Here is a 12,637-nt window from a genome sequence, read left to right as displayed (position 1 = left end):
CTCGTCATCTTGCTGCTTGTTAGCGGAATCTGGAGATACCGTGGCGGTATGGCACTTATTTCACTAGCTTTTATTAAATTAGTAATCTATCTTTACCAAATATAAGCCAAAAGGTGGTGCAGTAACTCCAGCGGCACTTCTTTTGCATTGGTTTAATATATTTAGCATTTCTTGCGGATTGGTTCTATTTTTTCCAAATTCAACTAAAGTACCCACAATAATCCTCACTTGGTTATGTAAAAAGGAAATAGCAGATATTTTGATGTGTATATGATTCCCATTTTGTATTATATCGATATCATCAATTGTTCTTATCGGATTTGCGGCTTGACAATCTTTTGAACGGAAACTTGAAAGGTCATGTTTTCCAAGTAGATGTTTAGCAGCTTCACGCATAATATTTACATCAAGTGGGCTAAACACTTGCCATACATAACCCGTCTCCAGAGCGGCAGGAGCATAGCGATTAACTATTCTATATTCGTAATATCTTTTTTTTGCTGAAAACCGTGCGTGAAACGCATCATCTACAACTTCTGCATTAAGCACGACTATAGGAATTGATTTTAAATGATAGTTTATTGCATTCCTTATTCTATAAAGCTCAAATTCCTTTTCCATATCAAAATGAGCAACTTGTCCTAAAGCATGAACTCCTGCATCAGTTCTGCCACCACAGTACAAAGTAACTTTCTCACCACTAAAATTAAATATAGCATTTTCTATCTTCTCCTGGATTGAGTTAGCAGAGTGTTGCTGTTTTTGCCAACCAGAGAAATTACTACCATTATATTCTACCGTTATTTTGTATCGCACTGCATTACATCAAGCTCTATCTAAAATAGTCATTTTCTATCTTAACATAATTTATGGTCAAGCCTACAGTGCTGCCACTCCCATAAAGTAGTTCGTCCAATCTTAAATCTTGCTGCCACTGCTTCTCTGCTTTCTCCTTCTTCTAGAGCCTCCATTGCTTTTTTTCTTAAATCATAACTATATGCTGCTGGCATTCAACCTCCTTATCATTATCTATCCTTATCACATCCGGACTTCTATGAAAAGAGCTATAAATCGTGAAAAAGAACTGCTCATTAAGTGCTGTTTGCTTAATAAATTTACTGACATTGGTATGGCTAAATTCGAAATGGCTACATGAATTTATCGTAAATTATTACCGTATAAGGTACGATGCGACAAAGCCATCCCAGTGTCAGCTACTCGGATGACACCGTCATAAAGGAACCAGTGTTAGCTACTTGGATGACAACCATTGTGCTTGAGGCAAAATTGACTATCACTTCTTTTTATAGAGCTTGCTCCAAACTTTGTTGTTAGTTAATACAAAAAACACTGTTAAAACTATAAAATACGCCACTACTTTTAATCCAAGTTTATGCCGGCGCTCTAATTCTGGCTCTGCTGCCCATTGTAAAAAATTTATCACATCATACGCCATATTTTCAACTGTGGCTTGCCTTGCACCATCATATTCCACCATTCCTTCAGAAAGTGGTGGCGCCATAGCTAATCTGCCTGTTGGAAAATACGAATTAAAATATAAATCATTTTCATCGTGTTCGCCGTTTTGATAGCCTGTTAACAATGAATAGACATAATTTGCACCATCATGCCTTGCTTTAATAATTAATGATAAGTCTGGTGGGACTGCACCATTGTTGCTTGCTGCAGCTGCTTCTTTTGTATCAAAAGGCGCAATAAAATAATCCGAAGGTACTCCAGGTCTGTCAAACATTTCACCCAAATCATTCGGACCATCTTTAACTTGATAAGAAGCTGCTATTTGTTTTACATCTTCTTCAGAAAAACCGACATCTTGCAAATTACGAAATGCTACCCTATTCATTGAATGACAAGCAGCACAGACTTCTTTATACACTTTATAGCCACGCTGAATTGACTCTCTATCGAAAGATCCGACAATTCCATCAAATTTCCAGTCTATTTTCTTATTTGGTGATGATTTAAATTCTTCTGCAGATATAAGACTAGATAGAAATAACATGCAGAAGATTGCAAATACATTAGATCCCATGCATAACCACTGTTTTAGTAAATTTCGAATTGATGTCATGCAAGTAGCTGACACTGGAATCCAGCTTATTTCATCACTGACATTATGGTTATCATGCACTCCTAGAATCTGTTGTCCATTGCATGATTTGTAAGTATTTTTATACCTGGATCCCAGTGTCAAGCACTGGGATGACAACGGAAGATAGTGGAATGACACTGTGTGTTGTATACAACGTTCATACAATTGTGTACATGATGCTGGAATCCATTTATTTTTTTTCTGGATCCCAGTGTCAAGCACTGGGATGACAGAAGAGAGCTCTGGAATGACAGAGAATTTTGTAAGAGATCTGCTTTGAATTGACATCACCTCATCTCCGGCACAGAATCACTTAAGGTTTTTGGTGGTTCTTTTGGCTTTTCATACTTACTAAGCAGTGGTAAAACTATCACAAAGTATGCAAAGTAATAAAGAGTAGATAGCCTACTCATAGTGATGTAAGGCTCTTTTACCTCTTGTCCTCCAAGCCAGGCAAGAAGTACAAAATTTATTGCAAAAACCCAAAAAAATTTCTTAAACACCGGGCGACAAGCACCACTTTTAACTTTTGATTTATCAAGCCAAGGTAACAAAAACCACACTAAAATAGACGCAAACATGGTAAGCACACCAGTAAGTTTATCTGGAATTGAACGTAGCATTGCATAAAAAGGTAAAAAATACCACTCTGGAACTATATGTACCGGAGTGACCATAGAATCAGCTTCTATATAATTGTCTGGATGCCCAAGATAATTGGGAGCATAGAAAACAAATGCGAACAAAACTACAAAAAACAGACCAAAAGTTATGCAATCCTTGACTATATAATAAGGATAGAGAGGGATGGTATCCTTATCTGATTTTACCTCCACTCCACTTGGGTTACTAGAGCCAAACCTATGCAGAGCTGTCACATGAAGCATAGCTAAAGCAATAATAACAAAAGGCAGAAGATAATGCAGAGCGAAAAAACGGTTAAGTGTTGGGTTATCCACTGAAAAACCACCCCATAACCATATAACTATTTTATTGCCAATTAAAGGTATAGCAGAAAATAAGTTGGTTATAACTGTTGCACCCCAGAAACTCATTTGTCCCCAAGGCAATACATATCCCATAAAGGCAGTTGCCATCATTGCAAAAAATATAAATATTCCAATAAACCACACCATCTCTCTCGGTCTTTTATAAGATCCGTAATATAATCCACGCATTATATGAACATAGACTACCATAAAGAAGAGCGATGCTCCAACAGCGTGAGTGTAGCGTATTAACCACCCGTAATTCACATCTCGCATTATGCGCTCTACACTATTAAACGCATAATCAACATGCGGAGTGTAGTGCATAGCAAGAAATATACCTGTTATTATTTGTAAAATCAGCGCTATACCAGCCAAAGAGCCAAAATTCCAAGCATAATTTAAGTTTTTTGGCACTTGGTAAGAAGCAGTGTGTCTTAGAAAAGAAAATATAGGCAATCTATATTCTATCCATCCTAATATGCCTTTTTCTTCTTTTATTGTTTCTTTTTTGTTATCTTCCTGCATAACTTAAACCTTTCTGAACACATGTCCATTGCTACTTTTATCTTATTTTTTTATTGTAGCAACTTATCCTTTACGCACAAATAAAAACTTTAAAGCAATATTAATTACCTCTTCAGCAACCTGTCACGTGCTGCGTTTAATTTTTGTGCAAAATATTCCGAGCCTCCTTTATCTGGGTGAACTAATTTCATTAAATTTTGATATGCTTTATTGATTTCATTTTGGTTCGCTCCAGAATCTATTCCTAGCACTTTAAATGCTCCATCTCTGAACATGTTACTACTACCAGACTAGTATGATTTTGTCTTGTAAATTTATTCAACAACCCTATTCTAACTACATAATGAAAAATTATCTACAAAGTGTTTATGAAGATGGTATGAAAATCCAACTATCTAAAGTCAACAAATATTTATTAGTTTTACTGATTACTGTCTCAGCATTTCTCATATCTGGGCAAGTATCCAGTTCAAGCAATATCGAGAATGATTTTCAAGATTTACAAGAAAAATTACCATTATTGAAAGATCAGGATTTGTTATTTTTAGATCCAGCTTCAGCTTTAAATTATGGTGATAGGGCAGGTAAAAAAGTGTTAATGGTTATAGTTCACCATACTGAAACATCAACACTAAAAGGTACAAAAGATACGCTGAATGCTAGAGGATTGTCAGTTCATTTTATTGTCGATAGGGATGGCAGCATCACCTTAATGGTTCCATTAGAGAAAGAAGCATGGCATGCTGGTATTAGTTATGCAAGAGTTAAGGTAGATAGTAAGCTTGAAGGGTTACGGAAGCTTAACAACTATTCTGTAGGTATTGAAATTGTAAACACAGGACTTGAGCTTTTTCCGGAAGAGCAAATGAGATCTGTTAAAGAGCTGATTTTATACCTTATGGAGCGTTTTAAAATTAAAAGGGATATGATATTTAGTCATTCTGAAATAGGAACTATAGTGTATGATCCAGAGCTTGGCTATACAATGCGTAAACCAGATCCACACAAATTGTTTGATTGGGAGTTATTAGAGAAAAATGAAATTGGATTGCACATAAGTGACAGAATAAACCCTAAAGATGCTAAACACAAAATGGGCAAAACATTGTATAAAGCAGGTGATAGAAATGAAGGTATTTTGAAATTAAAACAAAGGCTGAACAGATTTTTCTATAAGATAGAACCTTGGAATGATAAGAAAGGTAATGTAATTTTTCCTGATAATAATGCTGATTACTCAGATGAGTTTGATGAGAATTTTGTATGGGTTATTTATCAGTTTTCAATACATAATTTACCAAGAGAAATTAGAAAAGATCTACCTCTGAAACTAGAACAAGCAGATATATTTCCTGAATTCTTTAGTGAATATAGTCATGGCATTTCTTCTAGTTATCTAACCTTTAGTGAAAAAATTAAATCGACTCTACAACCATGTTTAAGCAAAGTAGATTATGAGAATTTATTATCTTCTCTTGCACAATATGAGAATAACATTTCTCCTGATGCATCTACCACTTTAATGTACAAAATTAAGTTATACTATGATTCTTATTTAAGATATAGCATATTGTCTTCACTCTATAAACCATTTAAGCTTAATGTATTGGAAGAGTTAGAGATTTTAAAGAGTGGAGTGTTATCTTTAAAATCACTAGGTAGCTCTAAAGCTGCAGAAGTTTCCAGTTTAATTGATAGCTTTAAAGTAGATATTTCTTTAGAATTTCAGGGTTTTGAAAAACAGTGGTTTCAGGAGTTTAAGAATGCTTGGAGACAAGAATTTATACCTTCCCTGGAAGAACAGATAACATGGACTGCACTACATGAAGCAATATTGGAGTATTTAGAAAAAGCAAAGGAAGAAATTCGTTAAACGAAAACTTTTTTTAAGATCACTTTTTTAACAATTTATCACGTGCCGCATTTAGCTTTTGCGCAAAATATTCCGAGCCTCCCTTATCTGGGTGAACTAATTTCATTAAATTTTGATATGCTTTATTGATTTCATTTTGACTTGCCTCAGGATTCAGCCCCAGTATCTTTAATGCTTCATCCTTGGACATGTTATCACCAGTGTAATTTTCAGTATAACTTCTACTGCTACTAAATTCGTTCAAAAACTTACTCAATATAGAGTTCATCATGAAACTCATATTATTTTTTTTGTCAGGAAAAGAAAAAATATAACAACGCTAGGGAAGACAAATGTAATTACTATGAATACTAAAAAAAGAAAAAAGATGAATGACATGTATATTTTTTTATCATTTTATGATTAAATAGTAACAATTATAATTGTCATGGTAAATAACATGTTCATCCAGATTGAAGAAACACCAAACCCAAATACGCTAAAATTCCTTCCTGGATTTGAAATTTTAAACGAAGGAGAAACGGCTGATTTTTCAAATGCAAATGAGATAAAAAATTCTAAACTAGCAGCAAATCTTTTTCAAATAGAACATGTGGTAAGAGTGTTTTTTGGTCATGATTTTATTTCAGTAACAAAATTGGGTGGAATTAATTGGGATACATTAAAAGTAGAAATTTTAACTACAATCATGGATCACTTTACTTCAGGTGGAAAAGCACTAGATAAAGAAGGAGTAAATGATAATAATATACCGGATGAAGAATTTTTTGATAAAAATGATATAGAAATTGTAAATAGAATAAAAGAATTAATGGAAAGTTATATCAAACCTGCAGTTGCTCAAGATGGTGGCGATATCAAATTTCGTGGCTATAAAGACGGGATAGTTTATGTTGAGCTACAAGGAGCTTGCTCTGGATGCCCAAGTGCTGCAATTACTTTAAAGCAAGGAGTGCAGAATATGCTGAGCTACCACATACCAGAGGTTGCAGGTATAGAGACCACACTATGACTAATCAAACGGTTAGAGGAACAAAAGATCTCCTGTTTGATGAATGGTACAAGTTTAAACACATAGAACAAACAGCAAGCAGAATCTCAAGTCTATATGGCTTTTTGCCTGCTCAAACTCCAATATTTGAATATACGGAAGTTTTCACAAAGACTTTAGGTGATAGCTCAGACATCATCACTAAAGGGATGTACACCTTTAATGATAAAGGGGGAAAGAGCATAACTTTACGTCCTGAGTTCACTGCAGCAGTTGTCAGGCTACTCATTGAAAAAAAACTGCAAACGCCGATAAAATTATTTTCAACAGGGCCTGCATTTCGTTACGAAAGACCGCAAAAGGGAAGACAGAGGCAATTTCATCAGATAAATTTTGAGGTTTTTGGTGTAGAAGATTCAAAAGCCGATGTTGAATTGATATCACTCGCTCAGCACTTACTAACTGAATTTGGCATCAATAAAAATGTAAAGCTGGAAATCAACTCTCTGGGTGATAGTGAAACAATAACTAAGTATAGAGAAGCTTTGATCTTATACTTTACAAAGTATCAAAATGATCTATCAGAAGATAGCAAAAATAGGTTGATCAAAAACCCACTCAGAATACTGGATTCCAAGGACGAGAAAGATAAATCAATAATTTCTGATGCGCCCAAAATCAGCAATTATTATACGAAAGAGTCCTCAGATTTCTTTGAACAAATACTAAATGGATTAACAATTCTTGATATACCTTATACCGTAAACAATAAACTAGTTCGAGGTTTGGATTATTATTGCCACACAGTGTTTGAGTTTGTTACAGAGGATTTAGGTGCACAAGGGGCAGTTTTTGCCGGTGGAAGATACGATAATTTAGTATCTTCAGTAGGTGGAAAACACACTCCAGCAATAGGATTTGCAGGGGGTATTGAGCGCATAATGGAGTTAATCAATTATTCTCCGAAAGAAGAGCGACCTATTTACCTAATTCCAATCGGTAGAGAGGTTGAAGAATATACCCTAACACTTGCGAATGAATTGCGCAGGAATGGTTTATATGTAATCTATGAATATAGCGGAACGCTCAGAACCCGAATGAAAAAAGCAAATCAAGCAAATGCTAAAGCTGCTTTAATCTTTGGCGATGAAGAATTGAGTAGTAAAACTTTAAAGATTAAAAACATGGATACAGGTGAAGAAAAAATAATTGCTCGCGATAACACAATAGAAAATATCTATTAGGAGCAATGCAAATGTTTTTCTCAGTCAGCTATAGAAGAAAATTCGTCTGCACAAGAATTTTTCATAGTATTCAATGTATCATAATCTGTAAAATCTAATTTTACCGGTGTAATAGTAATAAATCCTTCTTTTATTTTATTTATACTACCACTGCCTGAGTGCTCTCGAGACCAATTTAAGCTAAAAGAGCCATTCGAATTTTCAGTAAAAGTTAAATCCCCATCAATGTTATATTCACCTTGTTCAGCAAATTCTACTCCTTTTACTTTTTCCGTAGCAGGAAAATTTACACTCATCACTATGTTTTTAGGCCAACCAACCTTAACTAGCTTGGCAATAACCTTTGGTGCAAAAACCTTTGTATTGTGCCAGTCTATTTTATCATGATAAACTTGGCTTAGCGCAATAGAAGGTATAGACCTTGCAGCACCTTCCATTACAGCACCAATTGTTCCTGAATAACAAATATCGTCCCCGACATTTGATCCAATATTTACTCCGGACAATATTAAGTCTGGTTTTTTATTCATAACTTTATTTAGCGCAATAATGACACAATCTGCAGGAGTACCAGACACACTAAATTCCCTTTCACTATGTTGTTTTATTCCAATAGATTGTTTCACTGGATAATCAAGAGATCTTGCAGCTCCGCTTCTATCAGTATCTGGTGCCACTATCCATATTTCTGGCGCAAAATTCCGTGCAATCTCTTTGAGTAATTTTATTCCTTCACTTCCAAAGCCATCATCGTTTGTTATCAATATTATCATATACAATACTCAGCTATACAGTTCCAAATTATGTAAACCACTGGCTGTAAATAAACTCATGAGGCTTTAAGTCTCTTTGCATAACTGTGGACTGTAACAAAGAACCTGCTGTAAATCAATAGATTTCTTGCACAGGCCATAACTGTCATTACAATAGAAACGAAAAAGCTTGCTTGACAAACTCCGCCAGCCCCCTTATCATAAACACTGAAGCTATTTATTTATCCTCTCTGTACAGATTAAATGACAAAAAAACTCACGTATCTGGCGTCTCATGTTTAATTTTTTGCACTACGTGCACCTTATGTCTTTATCAAACTTCTACCTACATAAGCTGAAACGCGCTTATAAAGCGTTTAAAACATAAAAAAACGCCAACTTAAAAAATGGATAGTGAATAACTAGCTACCCTAGGGTTTCTTTTGCCTTTTTTTCTGTTTAGTAAATTTCTTAAATATTTATAGCTAAACGACAACCGTCATCCCGCTGCTTGTTAGCGGGATCTAGAGATACCGCGAATGAATCGCGGTATGACGTAGGACTGCTGTCATTCCAGTCTGGAATCCAAAAAAAAGGATGATGTCATCCCAGTGCCCTGACTACTTGGATCCAGTTTTCTTTACAAATTCACAAAAAGTGCTTCATTCTATAACGCAAAACCCATACTCACCAAACCCAATGCATTACTTGCAATTAAGTTTCCTGGATCCAAGTAGTCAAGCTACTCGGATGACACCCTTTTGGATGGAGACCAGTGTCAGCTACTTGCATGACACCATTCTTTTTCCTGGATCCAAGTAGTCAGGGCACTAGGATGACAAGAGAAAGAGGCTACTGGGATGACAGCTACCCTGACAATCGTCATCCCACTACGTGTTAGCGGGATCTAGAGATACCACGGCGGTATGACGGTTCGCAGCGGTATAGTAACTCGTCATCTCGCTGCTTGTTAGCGGGATCTCTTGTTAGCGGCTGAGATACCGCGAATGAATCGCGGTATGACGTGTTGAAACAATCCGATAAGGTAAGCCTCGTCATCCCGCTACGTGTTAGCGGGATCTAGAGATACCGCGGCGGTATGACGTGTTGCTTGGGTCAGCTATAGTATTTCTTAAAATTAATAATAAATTTCTTGGCTAGCAAGAAGCTGTAAATTTTTTTGCGAGACCTAAGCCGGCTTTTGATATAGCTAAAGGTAAGGTCTCTTACTTTCTGCTTAGCATATCCATCAAATCAGATTCTTTGAGTTTACTATGGTCAACTTTACTGAACTTATTTACCATAGAGCTCATTTGATTATACTGCTTAATCAGAAGATTAACGTCAGTTACACTTGTTCCGGACCCCTTAGAAATTCTAAGTCTTCTTTTGCCATTTAAAATATCTGGATTTTGCCTTTCTTTTTCAGTCATTGAGTTTATGATGGCTATATATTTTTTCACTTTATTGTCATCTGGCACACTGCTACTTAGCTTTTTTGTAAATGAACTAGGAATGAATTTCATTATGTTGCTAATGCCATCCATTTTACTCAGAGTTTTTAACATTCCCACTAGGTCGTTTAGGTCGAATTTACCTTTTTTCACTTTCTTTTGTAACTTATCAATTTCTTCCTGACCAACAATCTCAGCAGCTTTTTCAACCAATGATACAACATCACCCATGCTAAGTATCCTTTTTGCAATTCTATCGGGATAAAAATCATCGAGGTCACTTAATTTTTCACCACAAGCAATAAATTTAATTGGACAATTGGTGATCATTCTCATAGAAAGAGCAGCACCACCACGTGCATCACCATCAATACGGGTGAGAATAATACCGGTTACACCTATTATCTCATTGAATGATTTGGCAATGTTGACCGCATCCTGGCCTATCATTGCGTCGGCTACTAAAATAACTTCTGCAGGTGAAGCTATTTCCTTTACGGCTTTCAACTCATTCATCATATTATTGTCAATATGAAGCCTGCCTGCAGTGTCTAGTATTAATACATCATAATTATCGTTCTTTGCTATTGCTATTGCCCTTTTTGTAATTGTAATGGGCTTCTCATCTATTACTACAGGTAAAGTTTGCACATCTATTTGTTTACCTAGCACTTCAAGTTGTTTCTGGGCAGCAGGCCTATAAATGTCTAAAGAGGCAAGCATCACTTTTTTCTTTTGCTTTTTTAGCTTGAAAGCAAGCTTTCCTGAGGTAGTTGTTTTACCTGCACCTTGTAAGCCCACCATCATAATTACAGCAGGGGGTTTAACTGCCAGATTTAAGTCACTTTTCTCTGACCCGAGAACTGCAACTAAATTATCCTGCACAATTTTAATTATCATTTGTGCTGGAGAAACACTTTTTATGACTTTTTCCCCAATTACTTTATCTTTAATGTCGTTGATGAATTTTTTTGCAACTTCAAGTGAAACGTCAGCTTCAATTAAGGCTATGCGTATTTCACGCATGGCAAGATTAAAATCATCTTCAGAAATGATTGACTTTCCTCTCAGTTTAATAAATACAGAATTTAAACTTTCAGTTAACGATTTAAACATAATAGCATTAGTAGAATACTCATTAAAAAGAGAGAAGAAGCTGAAACAAAACTCACTGAGTTATAACTCAGCACTTCTTTAAGTTTAGTAATATTATTAAAGTATAAACCAACAAGTGGATTAGTCAAGTTTTGCACTACGCTGGCAAACATTTCTCTAGTTTTAGAGACTAACTGATTGAACAACAAGACAATATAGGGTATGAAAGCTCTAAAAATCCAATCAACATCCATTTTAAAATTTACTCTCGGGTAAAATAACTTGCGTAAAGGAATAAACAATAAAGTGGTACATAGTAACAAATTAAATTGCGACAAAATATTTTTTGTGTTGTACACAAAATCGAAAATCGAAGGTTTATTGTAAATAGATAAGTAAGGATTGCCAGCGATTACGCATATAAATGCTAAAATAATCATAGTCATTTTACCTCCTCTCTCTGCTAAAGGTTTTGACTTACTTTTTGCAATAAATAAGTAATAAAGAAACTTTAGCCCCACGCTTAAATGAAGCAGCAAATTTAGAAGCTTATATAAATTTTTATACCCTTTTAAGGCAACAGTGTTCATTTCAATTTCAGCTGTGATATATGATTTACTGATAAATCCAACGGTTCCAGGAAATGCAGCCATTGTAAGTATTGCGATTATAGCACACATGCCTTCCACTGACATCAGTTTACCCACTCCATTAAAACTAATTGTTTTTGTTTGTGAAATAATCGAATTACTGACCACAAACAATAATGATTGATAAACAAGAGAGAAGATTATATGCAGTATCAAAATTGGTATTGCTTTTTCCGAAGGACTGAGCAAACTTCCTGCAATAATCAGCAAGCCCATTTGTCCTACAACGTTATAGCATAAAAATCTGCGAATATTTTGCTCAAGAGAAGCAAATATAATGCTGTAAATTGCAGTGATGGCGCCTACAAGCGCTAATATCTCAGTACACTCTTGCCATAGGTTATAAGTGTGTAAAAGCATCACTAAAAAAGAGACTTTAGTGGTAAATAAAGAGAGATATGTGGTGCCATGTAGCGATGCAGCAGGATATGCATCAACAACCCAAAATGAAAAAGGAAAACAAGCGCAGTTTATCAATAAACCCAAAATTATCAGGTTAGTGCTTTGAAGTGCCAATCCTGCTATTAATATAACTCCAACGAAAAAGTGTACACAAGCGTACCTTATTGCAGGTCCACTATCTCTACAGCTAGCTGCGATAATAAAAAATGCACTGATGGTCATTAATTCACAGAATATTATAACCAATATCATATGTTCAGATAAAACTGCATAAAGTGAACTAATAGTGTAAGCAGCAAAAGATAGCATCTCTGAAAAAGTCAAATTTTGTGCTGGTAGAACAGCTAAAAATGCAACTGATAAAAAAGATATTAGTATGGTACGAAAAGATAAATCAAAATCTAGAATTGGGAGAGACCAATTTACTGCAATGCTCAAATTTTCAGGTAATTTTAGGACTATAACTATTAATACAGTCAGTAGAAGTAACAGTGACGATTTATAAAGTTGCACAATAATTAAAACCAATATGGTTTATGCTATCTC

Annotated in this window: 11 protein-coding genes and 2 pseudogenes; 4 read left to right on the top strand and 9 right to left on the bottom strand. The window is 35.2% G+C overall.

Features of this window, described 5'->3' with window-relative positions; genetic code table 11:
* Positions 1–78 precede the first annotated feature (78 nt).
* Together truA and ONI09_RS02220 are read right to left on the bottom strand one after the other, a co-directional pair.
* Positions 79–816, bottom strand: a complete 738-nt coding sequence (gene truA, locus ONI09_RS02225; RefSeq protein WP_010963021.1) for a tRNA pseudouridine(38-40) synthase TruA — start codon at positions 814–816, stop codon at positions 79–81.
* Positions 817–887: 71 nt separating this feature from the next.
* Positions 888–1,010, bottom strand: a pseudogene (locus ONI09_RS02220) (IS630 transposase-related protein); the annotation flags it as partial.
* Positions 1,011–1,057: 47 nt separating this feature from the next.
* On the opposite strand from ONI09_RS02220, the pseudogene ONI09_RS07075 reads away from it, so the two are divergent.
* Positions 1,058–1,156, top strand: a pseudogene (locus ONI09_RS07075) (IS5 family transposase); the annotation flags it as partial.
* 138 nt (positions 1,157–1,294) lie between these two features.
* On the opposite strand, the gene ONI09_RS02215 reads toward ONI09_RS07075, so the two are convergent.
* The 3 genes from ONI09_RS02215 to ONI09_RS02205 all read right to left on the bottom strand — a co-directional run bounded on the left by ONI09_RS02215 (position 1,295) and on the right by ONI09_RS02205 (position 3,905).
* Positions 1,295–2,053, bottom strand: a complete 759-nt coding sequence (locus ONI09_RS02215; protein ID WP_265014412.1) for a cytochrome c1 — start codon at positions 2,051–2,053, stop codon at positions 1,295–1,297.
* Positions 2,054–2,400: 347 nt separating this feature from the next.
* Positions 2,401–3,630, bottom strand: a complete 1,230-nt coding sequence (locus ONI09_RS02210) for a cytochrome b (RefSeq protein WP_265014280.1) — start codon at positions 3,628–3,630, stop codon at positions 2,401–2,403.
* Between the two features lie 104 nt (positions 3,631–3,734).
* The gene (locus ONI09_RS02205) at positions 3,735–3,905 is read right to left on the bottom strand and encodes a J domain-containing protein (protein ID WP_010082675.1); all 171 of its coding nucleotides are present in this window, start codon (positions 3,903–3,905) and stop codon (positions 3,735–3,737) included.
* A 68-nt stretch (positions 3,906–3,973) separates the two neighbouring features.
* Between ONI09_RS02205 and ONI09_RS02200 the strand changes: the two genes are divergently transcribed.
* Positions 3,974–5,503: an N-acetylmuramoyl-L-alanine amidase gene (locus ONI09_RS02200; RefSeq protein WP_265014279.1), complete on the top strand. Its 1,530-nt coding sequence runs from the start codon at positions 3,974–3,976 to the stop codon at positions 5,501–5,503.
* Between the two features lie 19 nt (positions 5,504–5,522).
* Here ONI09_RS02200 and ONI09_RS02195 read toward each other — a convergent pair whose 3' ends face one another.
* Complete coding sequence (locus ONI09_RS02195; RefSeq protein WP_223823149.1) at positions 5,523–5,774, bottom strand: J domain-containing protein; 252 nt, start codon at positions 5,772–5,774, stop codon at positions 5,523–5,525.
* A 168-nt stretch (positions 5,775–5,942) separates the two neighbouring features.
* Here ONI09_RS02195 and ONI09_RS02190 point away from each other — a divergent pair, with 168 nt between their 5' ends.
* Together ONI09_RS02190 and hisS are read left to right on the top strand one after the other, a co-directional pair.
* Complete coding sequence (locus tag ONI09_RS02190; RefSeq protein ID WP_264707689.1) at positions 5,943–6,515, top strand: NifU family protein; 573 nt, start codon at positions 5,943–5,945, stop codon at positions 6,513–6,515.
* On the top strand, positions 6,512–7,738 hold the full coding sequence (gene hisS / locus ONI09_RS02185) for a histidine--tRNA ligase (protein WP_265014278.1): 1,227 nt from the start codon (positions 6,512–6,514) through the stop codon (positions 7,736–7,738). The genes ONI09_RS02190 and hisS overlap by 4 nt, the downstream gene beginning before the upstream one ends.
* Before the next feature lie 20 nt (positions 7,739–7,758).
* Here hisS and surE read toward each other — a convergent pair whose 3' ends face one another.
* From surE to ONI09_RS02170, 3 genes are all read right to left on the bottom strand, one after another.
* The gene (gene surE, locus ONI09_RS02180) at positions 7,759–8,511 is read right to left on the bottom strand and encodes a 5'/3'-nucleotidase SurE (RefSeq protein WP_007550279.1); all 753 of its coding nucleotides are present in this window, start codon (positions 8,509–8,511) and stop codon (positions 7,759–7,761) included.
* A 1,205-nt stretch (positions 8,512–9,716) separates the two neighbouring features.
* Positions 9,717–11,060, bottom strand: a complete 1,344-nt coding sequence (gene ffh / locus ONI09_RS02175; RefSeq protein WP_265014277.1) for a signal recognition particle protein — start codon at positions 11,058–11,060, stop codon at positions 9,717–9,719.
* Positions 11,045–12,604 (bottom strand): proton-conducting transporter transmembrane domain-containing protein, encoded by a 1,560-nt coding sequence (locus ONI09_RS02170; protein WP_265014276.1) that lies wholly within the window; start codon positions 12,602–12,604, stop codon positions 11,045–11,047. Before ONI09_RS02170 ends, ffh begins: the two co-directional genes overlap by 16 nt.
* Positions 12,605–12,637: the final 33 nt, after the last annotated feature.

The sequence above is a fragment of the Wolbachia endosymbiont of Drosophila pseudotakahashii genome, from assembly GCF_026015925.1.
GTDB classification, from domain to species: domain Bacteria; phylum Pseudomonadota; class Alphaproteobacteria; order Rickettsiales; family Anaplasmataceae; genus Wolbachia; species Wolbachia pipientis.
The sequence above is the reverse complement of the archived record's forward strand: the minus strand, read 5'-3'. Positions and strand labels throughout refer to the sequence as shown.